This is a genomic window from Halobacillus litoralis (genome assembly GCF_009856415.1).
Lineage (GTDB): Bacteria > Bacillota > Bacilli > Bacillales > Halobacillaceae > Halobacillus > Halobacillus litoralis_C.
The window spans coordinates 701304-724719 of the sequence record NZ_WMEZ01000001.1 but is presented as its reverse complement, the minus strand read 5'-3'; the positions used below and the strand labels follow the sequence as shown (position 1 = coordinate 724719).

The following is a 23416-nucleotide window of genomic DNA, read 5'->3' as shown; positions in this document are numbered from 1 at the left end:
GAGGACTCATCATGAACATTCAAGAATTGAAACACCGTGTAGAAAAAGAGATTAAGAGCCAACATCATAGGGTTGATGAGATTGTTGAGTACAATCAAGAAAAAGTTTTAAAGGCTTTCCATAAACTGAGGGTCAGCGATTCTCACTTTAATCCGACGACAGGTTATGGCTATGATGACTTTGGGCGAGACACACTTGAAGCGTTGTATGCTGAAATATTTAAAGCGGAAGATGCACTTGTCAGACCTCAGCTCATCTCCGGAACACATGCGATTACAACGGCCTTATTCGGGGTCCTGCGACCGGGAGATGAACTGTTATACATATCTGGAGAGCCTTATGACACCCTAAGAGATGTCATTGGTTCTGAAGACAATAAGGATACAGGTTCATTACGAGATTTTGGTATTAGCTATCAAACCGTTCCTTTAGAAGAAAACGGGGCTTTTTTCCATGATGGAATCCGTGAAGCTATGCATGAAAAAACGAAGGTCGTAGCCATCCAAAGGTCTAAAGGATACGAGGATCGTCCATCGTTCATCATTGACGAGTTACAATCAATCATTCAGTTCGTTCGTGACATCAAAGATGATGTGATTATTTTTGTCGACAATTGTTATGGTGAATTCGTAGAAATGAAGGAACCGCTTGAAGTTGGGGCTGACATGATTGCTGGGTCGTTAATAAAAAACCCCGGGGGCGGGATTGCCAGGGTCGGTGGTTATATCGCGGGGCGAAAATCCTTGATTGAAAGGTGCAGCTACCGTTTGACTGCACCTGGATTAGGAAAAGAGACGGGGCCGAGTTTGAACAGCCTGCAAGAGATGTATCAAGGGATTTTCCTCGCCCCTCATGTCGTAGGAGAAGCTTTAAAAGGTGCGATCTTCACATCGAAATATTTAAGTGAATGTGGTTTCGATACAAATCCTTCCTATGATGTGAAGCGGACCGACCTAATTCAATCCGTCAACTTCAACACAGCTGAACAAATGATCAGATTCTGTCAGTCCATTCAGCAGGCATCTCCTGTGAATTCCCATTTCAAACCAGAACCGAGCGCAATGCCTGGTTATGAGGATGAGGTGATCATGGCCGCGGGTACTTTCATACAAGGAGCGAGTCTCGAATTGACCGCCGATGGTCCTGTTCGTCCTCCATATACAGCCTTCGTGCAAGGTGGTTTGACCTATGCACATGTGAAGATCGCTGTCATACAAGCGGTGGAGCAGTTGATCGAAGAGGGGATGGTCAAAGCTTGAAGCTGAGGGAATGATAACCCTTTCAAAAAATGACTTTAAATTGTGTGAACATTCCTCACATATGTTGACATATCCCTTACGTGACGTATAATTAAAGTATCATTCTTATGGGGAGGTGGCACATCGATGAGTGATGAAATTCGTCGTTCTATGCCGTTATTCCCGATGGGGATTGTTCAATCATTGACAGACCTTACTGCACGGCAGATCCGGTATTACGAACAGCACGAGCTGGTCCATCCGGCCCGTTCAGAAGGGAACCGCCGCATGTTTTCATTCAATGATGTTGATCGTTTGCTTGAAATCAAAGACTTGATCGATCAAGGTGTGAACATGGCCGGAATCAAGAAAGTTCTGAAGCTGAACGATCAGCCAGATAATGAAGTATATGATGAGGATCAAGTGAAGGAAGTGCATAATGAACTTACCGAAAAAGAGCTTCGTCGTATGCTGCAGCGAGAACTATTCACAGCGGGAAGACAAGGTAAATTAGCAATCAGACAGGGAGAAATGTCAAGGTTCTTCCATTAATTTTTGTGTTGAGAGGAGAAATTCAATGGGTTTAACAAAAGAAGAAATCTACAAGAAAATCGATGAGGAAAACGTCAAGTTTATCCGCCTTCAGTTCACGGATATGCTTGGTACAATCAAAAACGTGGAAATTCCACTAAGCCAGTTGGATAAAGCTATTGATGGCATGATGATGTTTGATGGGTCCTCCATTGAAGGATTCGTTCGTATCGAGGAGTCTGACATGTACTTGGTTCCAGACTTGGATACATTCGTCGTTTTTCCTTGGACTTCAGAAAAAGGGAAAGTCGCACGATTCATCTGTGACATCTACAATCCAGACCAAACTCCTTTTGAAGGGTGCCCACGCTATAACTTAAAGCGTAACATCAAAAAAATGGAGAAACTCGGCTTTTCTGCTTTCAACATTGGTACAGAACCTGAATTTTTCCTATTTAAATTAGATGAAAAAGGCGAACCGACAATGGAACTAAACGATAAGGGTGGCTATTTCGACTTGGCGCCGACCGATCTTGGTGAAAATTGCCGGCGTGACATTGTCCTTGAGCTTGAGGAAATGGGCTTTGAAATTGAAGCCTCTCACCACGAAGTAGCTCCAGGTCAGCACGAAATTGATTTCAAATATGCGGATGCCGTCAAGCACTGTGATGATATCCAAACATTTAAACTCGTCGTCAAAACCATTGCACGTCAACATGGTTTGCATGCAACCTTCATGCCTAAACCATTGTTTGGTGTGAACGGATCTGGTATGCACGCGAACATGTCTCTTTTCAATGAAAAAGGAAATGCTTTCTTTGATGAAAAAGGGAAGGAACAACTATCGGAAGTGGCTTACCAGTTCACAGCAGGCATTATTAAGCATGCAACGAACTTCACAGCCGTAACGAACCCTACGGTCAATTCTTATAAGCGTCTTGTGCCAGGATATGAGGCTCCATGTTATGTCGCATGGTCCGGCCAAAACCGTAGTCCGCTCGTGCGTGTTCCGACATCCCGTGGTTTGAGCACAAGAATCGAAGTGCGTAGTGTAGATCCATCAGCGAACCCATACATGGCGATGGCTGTACTTCTTGCTGCTGGACTTGATGGTGTGGAAAATAAATTGGAAGCACCTGCTCCTGTCGACCGAAACATTTACGTGATGGATAAGAAAGAGCGTGAAGCGCACGGAGTTAAAGACCTTCCTGCTACTTTGTATGATGCATTGGAAGAGCTGCATCAAGATCCGATCATGGTAGAAGCTCTTGGAGAGCACCTATTTGAACACTTCATTGAAGCGAAGGAAATCGAATGGGATATGTTTCGCACCCAGGTTCACCCGTGGGAACGTGAACAATATCTACAGACGTATTAAAATACAAAACCTTGAAGCTAATGGCTTCAAGGTTTTTTTTATGTATCGTGAAACAGTTTGAATGGAGGGGAGAAGATTACAAGATAGTGGTCGTATACTTTGGGGAAGGTATTATAAATAATAATAACAACATATGTTCCGTTGTGGGGGGGTCACAATGGAAGCATTATTCCAATGTTCAAAACGGAAAAAAATGAAGTTGCATTTAATCTACATCAATCACAATGGTCAATTGTCTCAACGAGTGGTTAGAGTGGTCGACATTCAGGATGAACATGTAACGGCTTACTGTTATAAGCGAAAAACAGGTGAGAACGTTCCTGAAAAATAATATATTGTCTGTATTTCCTTTAACCTCTATAAGAAAAAGTTATGGGGCATGACATAAAATAAAGAAAGAGACGAGTTCAATAGAACTCGCCTCTTTCTTTTAATGTACCGTCCTGTAAAGACCCACGACTTTCCCTAAAATGGATACATCCTGTAATAGGATCGGTTCCATTGTTGCGTTTTCCGGCTGCAGACGAACGTGGTTTCTTTCCTTGAAGAACCGTTTTACCGTGGCTTCTTCGTCTTCTGTCATCGCCACAACGATGTCGCCGTTCTGCGCCGTCTGTTGCTGTCTGACGATAACCATATCTCCATCAAGAATTCCTGCCTCAATCATACTTTCTCCTTGTACGATTAGAACGAACGTGTTGTCATCTGACCCTGCAAGTGTATCAGGAAGCGGGACATACTCTTCAATGTTCTCTACAGCTGTAATCGGTGAACCGGCCGTGACTTTACCGATGACTGGAGCGTAGGAAGCTTCGCTTCTCGGAATGCTGTGATCTTCTTCTAATTCAATCACTTCAATGGCACGAGGTTTTGTCGGGTCACGTCTAATGTATCCTTTTTTCTCCAATCTGGATAAGTGACCATGCACAGTCGAACTTGAAGCGAGACCAACGGATTGACCAATCTCCCTTACGGATGGCGGATATCCTTTTGATAGAACCTGTTCTTTAATAAAATCTAGTATTTCCTGCTGCCGCTTTGAAAGTTTACTCATAGATTAGCACCTCGTACATAGGATTATAGTAACCACATTGTACCACTTATATTTAAAAAATACAAACACGCGTTCGAAAAAACCATTGACAAGAACCTGTGTTCGTATATAATAGAGGTAACAAACACGAACACAGGTTCTTAAGAACGTTCGTTCTAGGAAAGCGGAGGGGTTATCAATGTTTAACAAATTATCTAAGCTCGATTACACCTACATTATTCTTTTTATTGTTAGTTTCATCATTCTCTATTATTCTATGGTCACAGCTGTTTAATAGAGAAAGAGAGAGGAACATCCAAGTGAAAGTGATTTTATATTGCAGGGTAAGTACGGAAAAAGAAGCTCAAGTGACTTCATTAAAGCGGCAAAGATCTGAGTTGACATCGATGGCGGAGAGCCACGGATTCGAAGTGATTGAATGTATTGAAGAACAAGCAAGTGGTTATGAAATTGAACGTGAAGGGATTTTCCGCATGCTGGAATGTTTTTCTTCCGGGCGTGCGGAAGCCTTATTAATTCAAGATGAAACACGATTAGGGCGTGGAAATACGAAAATCGCTTTGTTTCATCAATTGAACCGGTTAAAGACCAAGGTGTACTCACTATCCAATCAGGGAGAGTTACAGTTATCAGAATCCGATTCTATGGTTTTACAGATTGTGGGCATCGTAGAAGAATACCAAAGAAAAATACATAATATGAAAATACGCAGGGGAATGAGAAAAGCTGTAGAGGGTGGTTATGATCCATCAACAAATTTATCCAATCGGGATCAGGCACCGGGACGTGAAAGGATCGATTTTCCTATTGAAGAAGTTGTGCGGTTAAGGAAAAATGATTTGACATTCAAAGATATTGCAGCAACACTACGAGGTCTGGGTTATGATGTATCAAAAGCTACAGTGCATCGCAGATACAAGGAGTATCTATCGCTTGAAAAAGAAGAAGAATCAAGATAATATATGAGATGTGGACAAGGATCTTTGGATTTCTTGTCTTTTTCATGTTTTTACGATCCAGACTAAGTGTAAAGGAGAAGGATCTATGTTATCTAAAGAAAAAATCAATCGTATAAATGAACTAGCAAATAAATCCAAGAAGGAAGACCTATCGAAGGAAGAAAAAGCGGAACAGCAGAAGCTCCGTCAGGAATACTTGAAAAATGCTCGTCAATCTTTCAAGAATCAGCTGAAAGGCGTTACCGTCATCGATCCGAATGGAGATGACGTGACCCCTAAAAAGCTTCGTCAGATGCAGGAAAATGAAAAAAAGAACTAATCTTAAAAATCCGTGTTCGATAATTTTCGAATACGGATTTTTTTGTTTAAAACCGTTAATAAGGGGGAAATTAGGTGGGAGGTTGTGCAAAGATTGCGCACAACGCTTGTTTCGAAATGAATTTCATTATAGGATAATACATGGTACATATACCTGAAAAGAAAGGGGAATGTTGAACATGGCAAACAGCCTTGAACAAACATCAATCAATACGATTAGAACTTTAACAATCGATGCAGTAGAAAAAGCAAACTCCGGACACCCGGGGATGCCGATGGGTGCAGCACCGATGGCATATACGCTATGGACTCAGTTCATGGACCACAATCCTAAAAACTCGAACTGGTTCGACCGTGACCGTTTCGTCCTATCTGCTGGACACGGATCTATGCTTCTTTACAGCTTGCTCCACTTATCCGGTTATAACGTGACGATGGACGACCTTAAGTCCTTCCGTCAATGGGATTCCAAAACCCCTGGTCACCCAGAGTTTGGTCACACAGACGGTGTAGAAGCAACTACAGGTCCCCTTGGACAAGGTATTGCAATGGCGACCGGAATGGCGATGGCTGAAGCTCATCTTGCCGCAAAATATAATCGCGAAGGTTATAACGTCGTAGATCATTACACGTACACGATTTGTGGCGATGGAGACTTGATGGAGGGAGTATCGCAGGAATCTGCTTCTCTTGCCGGTCACCTTGGTCTAGGTAAATTGATCGTTCTTTACGATTCCAATGATATTTCTCTTGACGGCGATCTTGATCGTTCCTTCAGCGAAAGTGTTGAAAAGCGCTACGAAGCCTATGGATGGCAGGTCATTCGCGTAGAGGACGGCACAAACACTGAGGATATTGCTCAGGCAATTGAAAAAGCAAAAGCGAATACAGATCAACCAACAATGATCGAAGTGAAAACGGTTATTGGTTATGGATCTCCTAATAAATCTGGTAAGTCAGCCTCTCATGGTGCTCCTCTAGGAGAAGAGGAAGGAACGGCAACTAAACAGTTCTACAAGTGGGAACATGAGCCGTTCCACGTACCTGAGGAAGTCTATCAGGACTTTAAAGAAAAGGTTCAGCAAAATGGTCAGGATAAAGAAGAATCCTGGAATAACCTAATGGCACAATACAAAGAAGCACATCCTGAGCTTGCGGAAGAATTTGAGCGTGCGATGCGCGGAGAGCTTCCTGAAGGCTGGGATCAAAGCCTTCCAACTTATCAAGTAGGCGAAGACAGTCCTGCGACACGCGCAGCTTCTGGAGATGCGATCAATGCGCTTTCTCAAGCTATTCCTAATTTCTTTGGTGGGAGTGCCGACCTTGCAGGTTCAAACAAAACGGCCGTTAAAGATGAAGAAGACTTTTCACGCAAGAACTACGCAGGTCGTAACATCTGGTTTGGAGTACGTGAATTTGCCATGGCTGCTGCTTTAAACGGAATGGGACTTCATGGTGGACTTAAAGTATATGCAGGTACATTCTTTGTCTTCAGTGACTACCTGCGTCCAGCTGTCCGTTTATCTGCCCTGCAGAACTTGCCGGTGAACTACGTCTTCACTCATGACTCTGTTGCCGTTGGAGAAGACGGTCCTACGCACGAACCAGTGGAACAATTGGCTTCTCTTCGCGCGATGCCTAACCTTTCTGTGCTTCGTCCTGCGGATGGGAACGAAACCAATGCGGCATGGAGACTTGCTCTAGAGTCTGAATCAACTCCAACAGCACTTGTACTTACTCGTCAAGGGTTACCGACCCTTCAAGGTACAGGGGAACTTGCATATGAAGGAATGAAGAAAGGGGCATACATCCTTAGCGATTCAGATAAAGAAGAGCCGGATGCGATCCTACTTGCTTCAGGTTCTGAAGTTCAATTGATTGTTGAAGCTCAAGCGGAATTGAAAAAGAATGGTTACGATGTACGTGTCGTCAGTGTACCTTCTTTTGATCGTTTTGAAGCTCAGCCTAAAGAATATAAAGAACAAGTCCTACCTTCTTCTGTTCGCAAACGTCTGGCAGTTGAAATGGGCGCATCCTTCGGTTGGGACCGTTATGTAGGTTTAGATGGCTCGGTCATCGGAATCGACAAGTTCGGTGCTTCTGCTCCAGGAAATACGGTAATTGAGAACTATGGTTTCACAGTAGAAAACGTAGTGAAGCATGCGGAAAACTTGATGAAATAAACAAGGAAGAAGCTGCCTGTTCCTAAGGCAGCTTCTTTTTATACTGAGCGTTTAAATCTCAGCTCAAAAATGGGGAATAAAAGTAGGGACAACCATTTTCGGTTTCCCTGCTCTATGTGATATAATAAGCATAAGAATGATTGTTGTCTCTGGTACGGTCATCGTTCCTAGCAAACGGGGTCCTCTTTCATGTGGAGCGCTTTTGCATACTAATTGACGGTTAATTCTTTTAGTAGCTTCTGGATTACGGTCATATTGAAACGACTATTGTATTCTAGGGGACGTTTTACTATACTGTTATGGGAGACAACACGAAGGAGGAAGACGAAGTCATGACATTGGGGATCGTATGGGTCATCATCATTGCTTTATTGACTCTTGTCGGTGGTGCAGCTCTAGGCTTCTTCATCGCAAGAAAGTACATGATGAATTATTTGAAAAAGAACCCGCCAATCAACGAACAAATGTTACGTACACTGATGATGCAGATGGGCCAAAAGCCTTCACAGAAGAAAATCAATCAGATGATGCGTTCAATGAACAATCAAATGAAATAATGACACAAAGCCTTCTTTCTAGAATGAAAGAGGGCTTTCTCTATGAGAACTTCTTTAGATGTTCACAAGATAAACATCGTGTTAGGCCTGAAGCTCTGATACAATAGGAGGCGACTATGAATGAAGGTGTGATGAATGAATGGATGTGAATCTTTTCCTTGCTTTCGGAGCAGGTTTTTTATCGTTTATATCCCCATGTGTTTTTCCTTTGTACCCCGCATTCCTTTCCTATATTACAGGGATGAGTGTACATGAATTAAAAGAAGACAATGGGATGCTGAAAAGAGCAAGTTTGATCCATACCATTTTGTTCTTATTAGGATTTACGACGATTTTTCTGATTTTAGGGTTTTCAGGTTCGTTTTTTGCTCAGTTTTTTATACAATATGATTCCGTGATTCGTCGTCTAGGATCCATTTTGATTATTTTCTTCGGATTTGTCATTATCGGCGTATTTAATTTTAATTTTTTGATGAAAGACCGGAAGATAACTTTCAAGAATAGACCTTCTGGTTACATAGGCACATTTCTCATCGGACTTACATTTTCACTCGGTTGGACACCTTGCACAGGTCCTATACTAGCATCTGTCCTTTCGTTAGCCGCTGATTCTCCAGAACTTTTCTTAGTCATGATGGTGTCTTATTCTCTTGGATTTTCCGTTCCATTCTTAGCCCTGTCCTTCTTCATTGGCAAATTCAGTTGGATTAAAAGACACAGCGCGGGTATTGTAAAGGTAGGTGGGTATATCATGATCGTTGTGGGAATCGCCCTCTATTTCGACTGGATGACCATGCTTACTTCCTACCTTGCCGGACTCTTTGATTTTCAAGGGTTCTAAGACGTGGATTTTAATGAGCATTTATATTAAGATGATACTAGAGAAAAAATAAAGGAGCTTTTTTTATGACCCAGACCAACGATATTATATTAAGAACAACAACCACACTTATAGCTTTTATCCTACTAGGGTTTTCCGTTTATTTATTTTTTGCTGGCCATAATGCTCCAGGTGGAGGATTTATCGGTGGTTTAATGACTGCTGCAGCAATCATCCTCATGTATATGGCTTATGGAAGTAAGGCGATGGAGAAGATCTTGCCCGTCAATTTCCGTTTTCTAATTCCTGTTGGATTGATGGTAGCAACGGCAACCGGGATTGGTGGCATGGTGTTTGACGCGCCTTTCCTTACCCAAACGTTCGCATACTTTCAACTGCCGATTCTAGGCAAGACAGAACTTGCTACTGCCCTTTTGTTCGACCTCGGTGTTTACCTTGCTGTAGTAGGGGTAACAATGACGATTATTTTGACCATTGCCTACGACCGGGAATAAAGAAAAGAGGTTCGGTAGGTTTCTGGTGAAGCAGATCTCATCATGTGTTCATTTATGGGCCGACAGAAAACGTCCACAAAGGCTTTGGAATATGGAGCAAAAGACTTCATGGTTTAATCCTTTGTTTGAACTCAGGGCCTGGATGCCATTGATCTTGTGTTGAACTGATATTAAGGACAGAGTAGAAAGAGTGAATCATTATGTTTTGGTTAATTGCGAGTACCATTGTCGCTGCTGGTATGGCTACAGCGATGATTTTCGTCCGGTTGCGAGCGGCAAAAAAACCGGCAAGTGTAAAAAAGATCATTCTGCCACCATTCATGATGAGCACAGGAGCTCTCATGTTTGTATTTCCGGTGTTCAGAGTCGAATGGAACCAGGTATTTGAAGCTATGCTCATTGGTGTGATTTTTTCTGTTTTTCTCATTCGTACTTCCAAATTTGAGGTGAGGGATGGAGATATTTACTTGAAGCCATCAAGGGCCTTTATCTTCATTCTTTTTGGTCTCCTAATTTTGAGAGTCGTTTTCAAGCTCATTATAGGACAGCATGTTTCCTTCGGAGAGACTAGTGGAATGTTCTTTCTGCTTGCATTCGGGATGATCATGACCTGGCGGATTGCCATGTTGAAACAATACTTACAGTTGGAGAAAAAGTTGGAACTAAAAAAGGACCTGGCTTAAGCCGGGTCCTTTTTTTAACGTTCGATCAGTGGATCGTAAGGGCTCATATCTATTTTTTTCTCTTCTAACTTTTTGACGAGAAACTTATGGTCCCGCTTCGGGGTGGCACGTATGTAGCCCTCGATTAAAATTTCCTGTGTGATTTTCTTTTTCTTTTTCTGAAGGGCTAATTCTCCGATGCGTCCAGCAATTTTCTGTCTTGCTACATCGCGGAAAAGCTCAGGAACGGGGGAGATCAACTCTTCCAACAAGTCTTTTTGCTCTGCGGACCACATGTGTTTTGTCTTGTCCACATAATATTCTTCCCAATCAATAATTGATTTTCCGTCCTCTTTAGGAAGGCGCTTCAGGAATTTGCGGAACATAAAGAAACCGCCAATGCTCATCAGACCAACCATGATGACAATCCACCCGACGATAAATAGGGCAAATCCACCTGACATACTATCACCTGTTTCATTGTCTTAGACTTCTCTGATTTCATTATAAAAGGTTGATCCTTTAAATACAAGCATGCGTTTTTGTAGATATTTGTATAAAATTTATCGAATTCAGAAAAATTTGTGGTCATTCATTTTACTTATAAATCGTTTTCATTTACAATAAGGATTGCAGATTTGTGAACTTGTTTTATACAAAGGGAACAAATGTAAGAAATTGGGGAATGGTGAAACCTAAAAAAGGTTCACTATTGAATATTGATGAGGGGGTAAAAGGAATATGGCTAGCAATGCTTTTAATGCTCGCAAACAATTTGAACTCAATGGCCAAACGTACAACTATTACGATTTGAAAGCCTTAGAAGATGCGGGACATGGTAAGATTTCCCGTCTACCTTTCTCCATCCGAATCCTACTAGAATCTCTTTTACGTCAACACGACGGACGCGTCATCAACGATGATCATGTCGAGAGTCTAGCAAACTGGGGAACTGAGAAATCCAAAGGGGAAGATGTTCCATTTAAGCCTTCCCGCGTTATTTTGCAGGACTTCACCGGCGTACCGGCCGTGGTCGATCTGGCATCTCTTCGAAAAGCAATGGTGGATATGGGAGGAAGCCCTGACAAAATCAATCCGGAAGTTCCAGTTGATCTTGTTATTGACCACTCTGTACAAGTAGACAAGTATGGGACACCAGATGCTCTTAATGTGAATATGGAGCTTGAATTTGAACGAAATGAAGAGCGTTATGAGTTCTTACACTGGGCTCAAAAAGCGTTCGATAACTACCGTGCTGTACCACCTGCAACAGGTATTGTTCACCAGGTAAACCTTGAATACATTGCAAACGTCGTTCACGCAAAAGAAAATGAGAACGGCTCTTATGATACTTATCCTGATACACTTGTCGGAACCGACTCACATACAACGATGATCAATGGTCTTGGTGTGCTTGGATGGGGTGTTGGCGGTATCGAAGCAGAAGCTGGTATGCTTGGCCAACCGTCTTACTTCCCGGCTCCAGAGGTCATCGGAGTGAAACTGAACGGAAGTTTCCCACAAGGGACAACAGCTACCGACCTTGCGCTTAAAGTCACACAAAAACTTCGTGAGCAAAATGTAGTTGGTAAATTCGTTGAATTCTTCGGCCCAGGATTGCAGGAAATGCCTTTGGCTGATCGTGCGACGATCTCCAACATGGCTCCTGAATATGGTGCGACATGTGGTTTCTTCCCGGTTGATGGGGAGTCTCTTGAGTACCTTCGTCTTACTGGACGCAGCGAAGAGCAAATTAAGCTTGTAGAAGAATACTGCAAGAAAAACAGCCTGTGGTATGATCCATCCTTTGAGGATCCAGAATTTACGTCACTGGTTGAAATCGATCTCGGTGAATTGGAGCCGAACTTGTCCGGACCAAAACGTCCTCAAGACTTGATCCCTCTTTCTCAAATGAAAGAATCATTTGAAAAGGCGATCACAGGTCCAGCAGGTAACCATGGTTTTGGCTTGGATAAAACTGAATTCGACAAAGAAGTTGAAGTGAAGTTCAATAATGGAGACAAGTCCGTCATGAAGACAGGTGCTCTTGCGATTGCTGCCATTACTTCTTGTACGAACACATCCAACCCTCACGTTATGCTCGGGGCTGGCCTTGTCGCTAAAAAAGCGATTGAAAAAGGGTTGCAAGTTCCTGATTACGTGAAAACTTCATTGGCACCAGGATCCAAGGTCGTTACTCGCTATCTTGAAGATTCAGGTCTAATGACTTATTTGAACGATCTAGGATTCAACCTTGTTGGGTATGGATGTACGACATGTATCGGTAACTCCGGTCCGTTACTGCCGGAAATTGAAAAAGCGATTGCTGACAGTGATTTGACAGCTTCATCTGTCTTATCTGGTAACCGTAACTTCGAAGGCCGTATCCACCCTCTAGTTAAAGCCAACTACCTGGCTTCTCCGCCATTAGTGGTTGCTTATGCACTTGCAGGTACGGTGGATATTGACCTTAAAAATGATCCGATCGGAAAAGATACTGAAGGAAACGACGTTTATTTCGATGATATTTGGCCTTCTCAAGAAGAGATCAAATCAGAAATTTCCCGTGTTGTTACTCCTGAAATCTTCCGTAAAGAGTATGAAAATGTATTCAACTCAAATGAAAAATGGAATGAAATCGAAACAACGGATGAACCATTGTATGATTGGAACGACCAATCCACATACATTCAAAACCCACCGTTCTTCGAAGGGCTTTCCAGTGAGCCGGAAACGGTTAAGCCATTAGAAGGCATGCGTGTGATCGGTAAATTCGGTGATTCCGTAACAACAGATCACATTTCTCCAGCAGGTGCAATTCCAAAAGATATGCCTGCAGGTGAGTACTTGCAAGAAAATGGTGTGAGCCCTCGTAACTTCAACTCTTACGGCTCCCGTCGTGGTAACCATGAAGTTATGATGCGCGGTACGTTTGCGAATATTCGTATCCGTAACCAGTTAGCTCCGGGTACAGAAGGTGGTTTCACCACTTACTGGCCGACAGAAGAAGTAATGCCGATCTATACAGCGGCTATGAAATATCAACAAGACCAGACACCATTGATGGTCATTGCAGGTAATGATTACGGGATGGGAAGCTCTCGTGACTGGGCTGCCAAGGGTACAGACCTTCTTGGAATTAAGACGGTCATCGCTGAAAGCTTCGAGCGTATCCACCGTTCAAACCTTGTCATGATGGGTGTTCTTCCATTACAGTTCAAGCCTGAAGACAGCATCGAGTCTCTTGGTTTGACAGGCCGTGAAACATTTGATGTCGAAGTCGGTGAAGATGTTAAACCGCGTGACCTAGTCAAAGTGACATCTACAGATGAAGAAGGCAATAAGAAAGAATTTGAAGTGATCGCGCGCTTCGACAGTGAAGTGGAAGTTGATTACTACCGCCACGGTGGTATTCTACAAATGGTTCTACGTAACAAATTGAACTAAATTTCTTTCTGAGGATCGCCCTTTTAAAGGGCGATCTTTTTATTCTCCTTAAAAGAAGTGTTCGATAATCGTAAATGTGCACAGATCACTGCTGAAAAGAGAAGTTTTAAGTTTATATACTTCCTTAATGCTCTCTCTTAAAACTTAGTAGCAACTCCGAAATATATAAAAAAATAAAAACATCAATAACGATTCTCTTACATTTTCCGTTGAAGCTTTACAAGCATAAATGGTTTTCATTATTCTTATACATAAAGCAGAAACGTTTGGATCATGGATGGAGGCTATCAACATGAAACAATGGTTGGCAACGGCTTTCCTCGTCATACTTTTAGGGCTCATTATATTTACAACCTTTTCTGAAAAGGATGAGGGGGAACAACAAGAATCTTCCGCCACTCAGGAAACAGGGATGGTTGCACCTAATGCACCCGATGGATTAAAAGTAGGTGAGAAGGCTCCGGATTTCAGCTTAGAGACGTTGAGCGGAGAGACCGTTAAGCTTTCTGATTATCGCGGGAAAAAAATTTTCCTCAATTATTGGGCCACATGGTGTCCACCTTGCCGCGACGAAATGCCTGAAATGCAGGACTTTCATGAAAAATATGGAGATGAAGTGGTTATTCTGGCTGTTAACGGGACCGGAACAGAGAAGAAAAAGGAGAATATTACTCAGTTTGTCAAAGACGGAGGTTATACATTTCCTATCCTGCTTGACACGGAACTCGAGATCAATCAGACCTACCAAATCTTATCCATCCCTACTACTTATTTCATCGGTACAGATGGCATTATACAAGAACCAAGAATTGTTGGACCGATGACTTACGAAATGATGGAAAAGAAGAAAGATGCGCTGAATTAGGAATATTTTTATCAAATCATGGAAATCCTACCTATAAAAGGAGAGATATCCATGAGAAAACACAAAAGCATATCTTTTGAAGAACGTGTGAAAGAAAATATCCGCTCCATCAAAGCTGATCAAAAGTTGTTGGATCAAATCGATGAACGGATTGAAAAGCGTCACAATGAGCGTATGAAGCAAATCCCATCGTAAAGAGGGGTTTGTTTTTTACATAGTGCAAATCATGAGGGAAGGTGCACAGTCCTTCCTTTTTCTTTTCATAATTCGTCTCCTTCCTGGGAAAAGTAAGAGATGACTCATCAAGGGTCCATTGAAATTTACAGGAGGGGTACGAACATGTCCCATAAACAACAGCACATGGCGAACCAAAAACCAAATCCTGACAATCGCGCAGATAACGTCGATCGTCTTCAAGAAAAAGTGACTAACACGATTGAAAACATTGAAGAATCTCATGATGCTATGAGGTTTGCTACAGAAGAAGAAAAGAGAAATATCGAAAAGAAAAACAAGCGAAGAAATCAATCGTTAGAAGCTATGCGTGATGAAATTAAGGACGAAGCCCGTCATCAACAATATTAAAAGTTCTGATCAACCGCTTCTCTTTAGAGGAGCGGTTTTTGGCTTATACAATGAGCGTAAGGCATCTTCATCTACATTAAATCTCGACTATGATAAAATGGATATCGGCGATAGAAAAGGAAGTGATGAAGATGTTAGAACAACTGAAACAATGGGACAGTTTAGAACAACAGCCTTCCATATCAGAGGTAGAGGCTTTACGATATATGGATCAAACAGATGAGGAGCAGGAGAAAGAAGTAAAAGCTTTGCTTTATGTCACACTTGCCTACCACCGGATTAAGAGACACCCGGGGAATGATCCTCTAGCTGAGCAATTCATCGATGAGGCACGAGTGCTCCATCCATCGCATCCCTTAGTGGCGGAATTGTATGAGTCTCAACAGTTGATGCAGGCTTATACAATATTGAAAAAAACGCCCCTTGATCAATGGATTCTTCATGAAACAGATCATGATTCAGCGAAAGCTAAAAAAGCGAAAGCCATTTATTCTGATGTTTGTGATTTGAAGGAGCAGTGGGACGAAGATCTTGCAAAGAAAACAATCATCGACGCCTCCAGCCGTTTGACCTTGTATCAGGACGTCTATGAGGAATTGTCTGACCTTGAACAGATGTTGGAAGAAGCCATTAATTCCATTGAAAATAGACGAATTCGTGTTCCTGTGAAAGAAATCAACGAGCGTACCAGACGTCTTTCGGATAATCAGGATGAGATTTATAAACGATTGCCAAGCTTTTTGACAGATCAATCGTTTCAAAATCCGTTGGAAGCTTTCGATCAAATGGTAGGATTGCATGATGTAAAAACGTATATTCGGCGTTATTATCACTTTTTAAGATACCAGCAGCAAAGAAAGAACTTCGGTTTTTCCATGGTCGATGAACCTGGATTACATATGATTATTACCGGGAATCCCGGGACAGGAAAAACAACGATTGCCCGTCTGCTCGCTAATATTTATCATGAGCTTGGAATTTTAGATACGAAAGAAGTCGTGGAAGTGAATCGGTCTCACCTAGTCGGGTCTTATGTCGGACAGAGTGAAGAGAATACGATGAACTACGTCAAACAGGCCATCGGTGGGGTTTTGTTCATCGACGAAGCTTACAGCCTAAAAAGGGAAGGTCAAACAGGAAATGATTATGGACAAGCAGTCATTGACACTCTTGTTTCTGCAATGACGAGCAAAGAATATGGAGGGAAATTCGCCGTGATTCTTGCTGGTTATCCGGAAGAAATGCGCCAATTCTTATGGTCAAATCCTGGTCTCCGCAGTCGTTTCCCTGAACAAAATCACATCGAACTTCCTGATTATCACATGGATGAACTGTTGACAATTGCTGAGCAGACGGCGACCGACAATGATTTCTTTTTCACAACACCTGCCTTAAATGAATTCACCTCGCTCATTGATCGAGAACGTGTGGATGATTCTTTCGGCAATGCCCGTACGGTCAAAAACTTAGTGCTAAAAACCGTTTTCCAAAAAGGGGCGAAAGAAGCAGAACAGGATAAACACCATTGGCTGGATCACATGAGGATATCCGTCGAAGACCTTGCATGGGATAGGGAAGCGGATGAGGACGAACGTTCTCCTATGCAACGTCTGGATGAACTAATCGGATTATCGAATGTTAAAGAAGAAGTGAAAAAATTGTCGTCGTTTGTACAAGCACAACAAAAACGGAAAGAAAAAGGATATCCTGTCGTCCCTATCCAATTGCACTCTGTATTCTCAGGGAACCCAGGGACCGGAAAAACAACGGTTGCAGAAATCTATGCAGACGTCTTGAAAGAATGCGGGTTGTTAAAGAGAGGTCATACGGTGGTCGTCTCAAGAAGCGACCTTGTTGCGGGGTATGTCGGGCAGACAGCCATTAAAACAAAGCGGAAAATCCGGGAAGCTCTCGGCGGTGTTTTGTTCATTGATGAAGCCTATTCGCTATATAACGGAGGCAGAGATGACTTTGGCAAAGAAGCCATTGAAACACTTGTCGACGAAATGACCAAGCATAATGAAAACCTTGTCGTTGTCCTTGCTGGTTATCAACGCGAAATGGAACAGTTGGTGGAAAGCAATCCAGGTTTGTCTTCAAGGTTCAAAAAGTATTTCCACTTCCCAGATTATACAGAGGAAGAGCTGATTGCTATGACCCACTACCAGGCCCAACAATACGGCTATCACTTCAATGAATGGGCCGAGTCATTCCTCTTAGAAAAGTACACGGATCACCAAGTCCGCGGGAATGGACGCTTTATCAATAATCTCGTGAACGAAGCGATCCAATTCCAGGCGATTCGAATCATGGAAAATCAAGCGGAAGATATGAATGAACTAGAACTTGTCGATTTAGAAAAAGCATGGCATACGGTACGAAGGGAGTCTTCATAATGAAAGTGATCGAAACACCGATTCAAGTAAGATATCAGGAAACAGATATGATGGGGGTCGTTTACCATGCCAACTATTTAGTCTGGTTTGAGATCGGACGAACATCTTTCATTGAAAGCCTGGGATTTATGTATTCTGAAATTGAAAAGCAAGGCGTTGTTTCACCTGTCATTGATGCTCAAGTGAGTTTTAAAAAGCCTGTGAAATATGGAGATGAGGTCCATGTACGGACATGGGTGGAGAGCTATGATGGTCTTCGTGTTTCCTACGGATACGAAGTGGCGTTTGAAAACGGAGATATAGCGGTCACAGGTGTTACGAAGCACGTCATCGTCAAAAAAGATAACTTTAGACCGGTATCGATCCGTCGCAGTTTTCCTGATTGGCATGCCTCTTATTTATCTGCCATGGAGACTGAATCCTAATGGCTTTCGGTGTGAAAAAGTCGGAGCTGATGGATTGGAAAGCCAAAGTTAAGCAAGGAGAGATCGCATTTTTAACTCATTTTTGGTTAGATGATCGCTTTCCTGGGTGCGACACAGTCACAAAAGTTGGTTGCAGTGATCTCGACAAATTGAAGACATGGGGGAAACAATATGGTTTAGAACCAGAGTGGATACATAAGGATCCGCGCTTTCCTCATTTTGATTTATTTGGTGATCGTCAGCTGCGTATATTGAAGGAAGAAGGATACTGGGAACACATCCATCGTTTCCAATTACACAAAAAATAAGACGCCATAACGGCGTCTTATTTTTTGTATTCAAATGATGGCTCATTCCATTTCTCATCTAAAGTAACTTCCAAAGAATGATCATCGAAGTACCACTCATCATCCGCTTCAATAAAGAAATGAATGGGGCCGGTCGTCGTTTCAGCAATCGGTTCTGCAGGATCCTCCAGTTTGATGGCTAGGGAAAAACCAGGCTGTAGGCCGCCGACGCCACCATAGCGGACGTAAAATCTTAAATCGACGTTCCCGTCGATATCAAGTTCCTCTTCATACCATTTCGCTGCTTCTTCTGTTACTGTTAAGTTCATTAGATCAACTCCTGTAATAGGGGGTCATGTGTTTGTTTCTTTCCTCTGTCGTCGCTTTGTAAACCTATTTTTTTGGTGAAGACGATTCAGAGCTATGATTCGATTGCTTCATGGGTACAGGGTCGAATCCTCCAGGATGGAAAGGGTGGCACTTGAGAATTCTTTTGACAGTCAAATAGCTGCCTTTGAAAAAACCGAAACGGCGAAAAGCCTCCAGGCCGTATTCTGAACACGTCGGCTGGAACCTGCACGATGGTGGAAAAAAAGGACTGATGCCTTTACGGTAAAATTGAATCAAGGCGATCATGATTTGCTTCATCAGGTCTTTTACTCTTCCTTTTTCTTGTCATAACTGAGGGTTGCCACTGCATCATGAAGGTGAATGGACTCTTCGTTGCGGCATTTCACTGTGAATGCTTCTACGAATGAATACTCATAAAGATCGGCAGCGACAAGTCGTACGATATCCTCGACAAATCGAGGGTTTTCGTAAGCTTGTTCTGTGACCATCTTTTCATCCGGACGCTTCAATACCGGGTGGATGCGGGCACTTGCATTGCTTTCTGCTGCTTCTAAAAGCGCCGCTTTCCAGTCGATTTCCTGCTCATTGAAGTCATCCGTTAATTTCACACTCATGGTGACGTTTCCACGTTGGTTGTGTGCACTATATTCACTGATTTCCTTGGAACAAGGGCAGAGGGTCGTAATTTTACCGGTGAGAGTAACGGTCACATCATGCCCCGTTTCCTTATCATACTCCACGCGGATGGTCGCATCAGCATGGTTCATCCCTGCAAGACCAGAGTATGGGCCTTTTCGTTCAAAGAACCACGGAAAGGTCACTTCTACTTCCGCATCCGATTGCTTGAGGCGGCCGGCAAGCTCCTCTGTGAATTGTTTTAGTGTGACGATATCAACGGCGAACCCTTCATTGTGGTACTTATCGAGCTGCTCTGTGAAGCGGCTCATGTTCGTCCCTTTACTCCCTTGAGCGATCGAGGATCCGAATGAAAAGTTTCCGATTGTTGTCTGAATTTCAGGGGTCATTGTACTAGGAATACGAATCGGATGCTTGACACTGGAAACCCCAACCATATCAATATTGAATAAAAAGTCTTTCTTAGAGTTTTGAAGATCAGCCATTTGGTCTTTTTCCATTGGCTTTGTACGAGGACCCGGCTCCACTGAGCCGAATAATTTATGACGTTCTTTTTTTGATGGTAATTGTTTGTTCTGGTTCAATTCAGTCTTATTCATAACAAAGACTCCTTTCAAGCCTGCTTTCTATGTCAAAGTATACAATATGTATTTCTGAATATACAATGGATTGCTTAATGAGTGTGCACTTATAGAATACACCATAAAAGAAAGCCTATCCTTTTATGGGATAGACTATCTTCGCAAGCGTTAGCCTTTTTTAAGCTTTTAGCATGGATAGTATCTACATCCAAGTGATTTTTGGCTCTGTCTTGTTGATGATCCTCTTAATGTTGGCCCGGTGCCGGTAGATCACAAAGATGGTAAACAACGATATGATGATGGTCAAACCGTAATCCTGCACGACTAAAGTCGCGATAATGCCAACAATCCCACTGATCATCGAAGACAAAGAGACGTATTTGCTTAAATAAAGGACAATGAAAAAGGATAATAAGAGCACAGCAAATATGATCGGGTTGACACCCAGGATCACGCCGCCAGATGTAGCAACGGCTTTTCCACCTTTAAAGCCAGCAAATATAGGATACATGTGACCTACCACCGCAAATATTCCAATAACGAGAGGAATGACATCAGCCCCCATAAAGTAAGGGATAGCTGCGGCTGCCGTTCCTTTCAGAATATCAGCGATCGTAACGATTAAACCTGCTTTAATCCCTAACACTCGGAATGTGTTCGTGCCACCAAGGTTTCCGCTTCCGTGTTCGCGTATATCCGTACCATAGCCTATTTTACCTACAATTAACCCTGAAGGGATGGACCCAAGGAGATAGGCGATGAGGATATAGAGTACATATTCCAATAAGTTCAACTCCTTCTGCGCTTTCTACTATTTTATCATGGGGTTCATAGATAAAGAACTCTAATTTCATAAGGCAGCTCCTCTATTATATCAATTTAGTACCAGGTATCAAGTTGTTTTGTCATACCTTCCGGGAAGCCGCTTTGTGATATTGGACATGAATAGAATGCAGGATCGTTGCAAAATGTTTCAGATTGTGGAAATCTGGTTATAGAAATAGGTCTTTTATATTTTGTTTAGGGGGAAAACGATGATCACGTTCACTGATGTAACGAAAACTTACCCGGATGGTACGACAGCGTTGAAAAACATCAACCTGGAAGTGCAAGAAGGAGAATTGCTTGCGTTGATCGGGCCAAGTGGCTGCGGAAAAACAACGACGATGAAAATGATTAACCGTCTGATTCATCCGACGGAAGGAACCATTACCATACATAACAAAGATATTAGAGAATACAACATTCACGAACTACGGTGGAATATCGGCTATGTGTTACAGGAAATTGCTCTCTTTCCACACATGACAGTAGAAGAAAACATTTCGGTCGTACCGGAAATGAAAAAATGGAAGAAAAAAGATTTATCGAAACGTATTGATGAATTGATGAATATGGTTGGGCTCGATCCCGAAAAGCACCGCAAAAGAAAACCGAGTGAACTCTCCGGCGGGCAACAGCAACGGGTAGGAGTCATACGAGCATTAGCCGCAGATCCTGATATCATCTTGATGGATGAACCATTCAGTGCCCTCGACCCGATCAGCAGGGAACAGTTGCAAACAGACATCCGTCAATTGCAGAAAGAAATCAAGAAAACCATTGTCTTTGTTACTCATGATATGGACGAAGCTCTCGCACTTGGCGATCGCGTCTGCCTCATGAAGGCAGGAGAAATCGTCCAGTTGGACACACCACAGAATCTCATATTGAATCCATCCAATGAATTTGTTGAAGATTTCATTGGAGGTAGAAAAACGCCGTGGCAGACAGCTGTTGATGTCATCATGAATCATGCAGAAAAACGTGTCGTATCAGAAAAAGAATTCAAGGAGGGGCATGTCGTCCTAGATGGGCTTTTCGCCCTTAAAAGTAACGACGGAACATATCGAGGGATGATCGAGGATGGGAATCAGGTGCAGGCGCCCCCGTTATCCAATGATATGATCCTTAGAGACGCAGTTCGGATCTTTGAAGAAAGCCACTCTTCTATTCTGCCAGTTGTGAAGGGTGACCAACTGATCGGCACCTTATCCTACAGGGATATTGTCCTCTACCTTAAAGAACAGTCACGTAAAAAGGAAGAGGAGGTAGAAAGTAAATGAGTGAGTTTTTAGAAGTTTTTAATCAACGACAGGGCATTCTATTAGAGAAGATATGGGAACACCTTCAAATATCCATCATTGCATTAGTAATCGCTACGCTGATTTCCGTTCCTCTGGGTTTATGGCTGACGAGAAAGCAGAAAGTCGCGGAACCGATTATCGGCGTGACGGCCGTTTTGCAGACGATTCCAAGTCTTGCTGTGCTGGCTTTCCTCATTCCATTTTTCGGTATTGGACAAACACCAGCCATCATCGCCCTTGCTGCCTACGGGCTCCTTCCTATTCTTAGGAACACGTACACAGGAATCAAGGAAGTTGATCCGGCTTTGAAGGAAGCGGCGACGGGTATGGGCATGAAATCATTCAGACGTCTTTCAAAGATTGAATTACCGATCGCCATGCCTGTCATTATGGCTGGGATACGGACATCCATGGTACTGATCGTCGGAACGACAACCATTGCCGCCCTAATTGGTGCAGGGGGTCTTGGGGATTTAATCCTTCTCGGTTTGGATAGAGGGGGAGATGCCAATCTTATCTTGCTGGGAGCTATTCCGGCTGCTTTACTAGCCATCATTTTAGATCTTATTCTTCGTCTATTTGAACGGACTTCAGCTAAATCCGGATTTCGTTCACTCGTCAGCTTATTAGTGATTGCAGCATTGATTGCTGTTGGTCCACTAGCGTTCGGTGGAAATGTAAAGAATGACTTGACACTTGGAGCTAAGCTTGGATCAGAGCCTGCCATTCTCATTAATATGTATAAGCTTTTAATAGAAGAAGAAACGGACTTGAGTGTAGGTCTTGAACCGAACTTAGGGAAAACGGACTTGGTTTTTAGTGCCTTGGAAGAAGGAAGTATCGATATTTATCCAGAGTTCACAGGAACCGCTATCGTTTCTCTTTTAGGGGAGGAAGCGAACAGCAATGATCCACAGGAAGTATACGAACAGGCCAAACAAGGCATGGCAGAAACCTATGATATGGCCTTTTTACAACCCATGCAATTCAACAACACCTACGCTGTCGCGACTACCCAGGAGCTTGCCGAACAATATGATCTTGAGACAATCGGGGATTTGAAGCCTGTGGAGGATCAAATTACAGCAGGGTTTACACTCGAATTCAACGATCGCCAAGATGGGTATCAAGGAATGAAAGAAGTGTATAACTTGGACCTTGGTGAAGTCCGTACGATGGACCCTGGCTTAAGACAGGGAGCTATTGAAAGTGGAGAAGTGGACATCATCGACGCTTACGCGACAGATAGTTACATGGTTGACCTTAATTTGAAAGTGTTAGAGGATCCTGAAAATCTATTCCCACCATACCAGGGCGCACCATTAATGAGACAGGAAACCTTAGACCAATATCCAGAACTGGAGGATATCCTGAATCAATTGGGAGGAAAGATTACTGGTGATCAAATGAGGGAAATGAATTACCAGGTTGATTTTGAAGACCGTGATCCTGAAGAAGTGGCAAGAGAGTATTTGGTCAACGAAGGATTAATCGAAGAATAG

At 42.8% G+C, this 23416-nt stretch carries 26 protein-coding genes; 20 read left to right on the top strand and 6 right to left on the bottom strand.

The window, feature by feature from the left end:
• Nucleotides 1–11: 11 nt before the first annotated feature.
• The 4 genes from GLV98_RS03895 to GLV98_RS03880 all read left to right on the top strand — a co-directional run bounded on the left by GLV98_RS03895 (nucleotide 12) and on the right by GLV98_RS03880 (nucleotide 3478).
• Nucleotides 12–1259: an aminotransferase class I/II-fold pyridoxal phosphate-dependent enzyme gene (locus tag GLV98_RS03895; RefSeq protein WP_160912270.1), complete on the top strand. Its 1248-nt coding sequence runs from the start codon at nucleotides 12–14 to the stop codon at nucleotides 1257–1259.
• Between the two features lie 126 nt (nucleotides 1260–1385).
• Nucleotides 1386–1790: a MerR family transcriptional regulator gene (locus GLV98_RS03890; protein ID WP_160912268.1), complete on the top strand. Its 405-nt coding sequence runs from the start codon at nucleotides 1386–1388 to the stop codon at nucleotides 1788–1790.
• Between the two features lie 25 nt (nucleotides 1791–1815).
• Nucleotides 1816–3147 (top strand): type I glutamate--ammonia ligase, encoded by a 1332-nt coding sequence (gene glnA, locus GLV98_RS03885; RefSeq protein ID WP_089652331.1) that lies wholly within the window; start codon nucleotides 1816–1818, stop codon nucleotides 3145–3147.
• A gap of 157 nt (nucleotides 3148–3304) precedes the next feature.
• A complete protein-coding gene (locus GLV98_RS03880) occupies nucleotides 3305–3478 on the top strand; it encodes a hypothetical protein (RefSeq protein WP_160912266.1) in 174 nt (57 codons plus the stop codon).
• A gap of 99 nt (nucleotides 3479–3577) precedes the next feature.
• Here GLV98_RS03880 and lexA read toward each other — a convergent pair whose 3' ends face one another.
• The gene (gene lexA / locus GLV98_RS03875; protein ID WP_146816304.1) at nucleotides 3578–4201 is read right to left on the bottom strand and encodes a transcriptional repressor LexA; all 624 of its coding nucleotides are present in this window, start codon (nucleotides 4199–4201) and stop codon (nucleotides 3578–3580) included.
• 299 nt (nucleotides 4202–4500) lie between these two features.
• Between lexA and GLV98_RS03870 the strand changes: the two genes are divergently transcribed.
• The 7 genes from GLV98_RS03870 to GLV98_RS03840 all read left to right on the top strand — a co-directional run bounded on the left by GLV98_RS03870 (nucleotide 4501) and on the right by GLV98_RS03840 (nucleotide 10236).
• Nucleotides 4501–5160, top strand: coding sequence for a YneB family resolvase-like protein (locus GLV98_RS03870; RefSeq protein ID WP_160912264.1), 660 nt, complete (start codon nucleotides 4501–4503; stop codon nucleotides 5158–5160).
• 85 nt (nucleotides 5161–5245) lie between these two features.
• Entirely contained in the window at nucleotides 5246–5479 is a 234-nt protein-coding gene (locus GLV98_RS03865; RefSeq protein ID WP_160912262.1) for a DUF896 domain-containing protein, read from the top strand.
• 178 nt (nucleotides 5480–5657) lie between these two features.
• A complete protein-coding gene (gene tkt, locus GLV98_RS03860; protein ID WP_160912259.1) occupies nucleotides 5658–7661 on the top strand; it encodes a transketolase in 2004 nt (667 codons plus the stop codon).
• A gap of 332 nt (nucleotides 7662–7993) precedes the next feature.
• Nucleotides 7994–8218, top strand: a complete 225-nt coding sequence (locus GLV98_RS03855; protein ID WP_035505139.1) for a YneF family protein — start codon at nucleotides 7994–7996, stop codon at nucleotides 8216–8218.
• 139 nt (nucleotides 8219–8357) lie between these two features.
• Complete coding sequence (locus GLV98_RS03850) at nucleotides 8358–9059, top strand: cytochrome c biogenesis CcdA family protein (protein WP_160912257.1); 702 nt, start codon at nucleotides 8358–8360, stop codon at nucleotides 9057–9059.
• Nucleotides 9060–9124: 65 nt separating this feature from the next.
• The gene (locus GLV98_RS03845) at nucleotides 9125–9553 is read left to right on the top strand and encodes a Na(+)/H(+) antiporter subunit B (protein WP_160912255.1); all 429 of its coding nucleotides are present in this window, start codon (nucleotides 9125–9127) and stop codon (nucleotides 9551–9553) included.
• 200 nt (nucleotides 9554–9753) lie between these two features.
• Complete coding sequence (locus GLV98_RS03840) at nucleotides 9754–10236, top strand: CcdC family protein (RefSeq protein ID WP_160912253.1); 483 nt, start codon at nucleotides 9754–9756, stop codon at nucleotides 10234–10236.
• Between the two features lie 14 nt (nucleotides 10237–10250).
• Here the strand turns inward: GLV98_RS03840 and GLV98_RS03835 are convergent, their stop codons facing one another.
• Nucleotides 10251–10679, bottom strand: a complete 429-nt coding sequence (locus tag GLV98_RS03835) for a DUF2621 family protein (protein WP_160912251.1) — start codon at nucleotides 10677–10679, stop codon at nucleotides 10251–10253.
• Nucleotides 10680–10956: 277 nt separating this feature from the next.
• On the opposite strand from GLV98_RS03835, the gene acnA reads away from it, so the two are divergent.
• The 7 genes from acnA to GLV98_RS03800 all read left to right on the top strand — a co-directional run bounded on the left by acnA (nucleotide 10957) and on the right by GLV98_RS03800 (nucleotide 18241).
• On the top strand, nucleotides 10957–13662 hold the full coding sequence (gene acnA / locus GLV98_RS03830; RefSeq protein ID WP_160912249.1) for an aconitate hydratase AcnA: 2706 nt from the start codon (nucleotides 10957–10959) through the stop codon (nucleotides 13660–13662).
• Between the two features lie 292 nt (nucleotides 13663–13954).
• Nucleotides 13955–14527: a TlpA family protein disulfide reductase gene (locus tag GLV98_RS03825; protein WP_160912246.1), complete on the top strand. Its 573-nt coding sequence runs from the start codon at nucleotides 13955–13957 to the stop codon at nucleotides 14525–14527.
• A gap of 51 nt (nucleotides 14528–14578) precedes the next feature.
• A complete protein-coding gene (locus GLV98_RS03820) occupies nucleotides 14579–14722 on the top strand; it encodes an FbpB family small basic protein (RefSeq protein WP_160912244.1) in 144 nt (47 codons plus the stop codon).
• Between the two features lie 144 nt (nucleotides 14723–14866).
• A complete protein-coding gene (tlp, locus tag GLV98_RS03815) occupies nucleotides 14867–15112 on the top strand; it encodes a small acid-soluble spore protein Tlp (protein WP_423784994.1) in 246 nt (81 codons plus the stop codon).
• Nucleotides 15113–15243: 131 nt separating this feature from the next.
• A complete protein-coding gene (locus tag GLV98_RS03810; RefSeq protein WP_160912241.1) occupies nucleotides 15244–17508 on the top strand; it encodes an AAA family ATPase in 2265 nt (754 codons plus the stop codon).
• Nucleotides 17508–17933: an acyl-CoA thioesterase gene (locus GLV98_RS03805; RefSeq protein ID WP_160912239.1), complete on the top strand. Its 426-nt coding sequence runs from the start codon at nucleotides 17508–17510 to the stop codon at nucleotides 17931–17933. The genes GLV98_RS03810 and GLV98_RS03805 overlap by 1 nt, the downstream gene beginning before the upstream one ends.
• Complete coding sequence (locus GLV98_RS03800) at nucleotides 17933–18241, top strand: hypothetical protein (RefSeq protein WP_160912237.1); 309 nt, start codon at nucleotides 17933–17935, stop codon at nucleotides 18239–18241. Before GLV98_RS03805 ends, GLV98_RS03800 begins: the two co-directional genes overlap by 1 nt.
• A gap of 17 nt (nucleotides 18242–18258) precedes the next feature.
• Here the strand turns inward: GLV98_RS03800 and GLV98_RS03795 are convergent, their stop codons facing one another.
• From GLV98_RS03795 to plsY, 4 genes are all read right to left on the bottom strand, one after another.
• Nucleotides 18259–18549: a HesB/YadR/YfhF family protein gene (locus GLV98_RS03795; RefSeq protein WP_160912235.1), complete on the bottom strand. Its 291-nt coding sequence runs from the start codon at nucleotides 18547–18549 to the stop codon at nucleotides 18259–18261.
• A gap of 64 nt (nucleotides 18550–18613) precedes the next feature.
• Nucleotides 18614–18868: a membrane protein insertion efficiency factor YidD gene (gene yidD, locus GLV98_RS03790; protein WP_160912233.1), complete on the bottom strand. Its 255-nt coding sequence runs from the start codon at nucleotides 18866–18868 to the stop codon at nucleotides 18614–18616.
• Between the two features lie 8 nt (nucleotides 18869–18876).
• Nucleotides 18877–19806 (bottom strand): GTP cyclohydrolase FolE2, encoded by a 930-nt coding sequence (folE2, locus tag GLV98_RS03785; RefSeq protein WP_160912231.1) that lies wholly within the window; start codon nucleotides 19804–19806, stop codon nucleotides 18877–18879.
• 184 nt (nucleotides 19807–19990) lie between these two features.
• Nucleotides 19991–20572: a glycerol-3-phosphate 1-O-acyltransferase PlsY gene (plsY, locus tag GLV98_RS03780; protein ID WP_160912229.1), complete on the bottom strand. Its 582-nt coding sequence runs from the start codon at nucleotides 20570–20572 to the stop codon at nucleotides 19991–19993.
• A 250-nt stretch (nucleotides 20573–20822) separates the two neighbouring features.
• On the opposite strand from plsY, the gene GLV98_RS03775 reads away from it, so the two are divergent.
• Nucleotides 20823–21893, top strand: coding sequence for an ABC transporter ATP-binding protein (locus GLV98_RS03775; RefSeq protein ID WP_160912227.1), 1071 nt, complete (start codon nucleotides 20823–20825; stop codon nucleotides 21891–21893).
• Entirely contained in the window at nucleotides 21890–23416 is a 1527-nt protein-coding gene (locus tag GLV98_RS03770) for an ABC transporter permease/substrate-binding protein (protein ID WP_160912225.1), read from the top strand. Before GLV98_RS03775 ends, GLV98_RS03770 begins: the two co-directional genes overlap by 4 nt.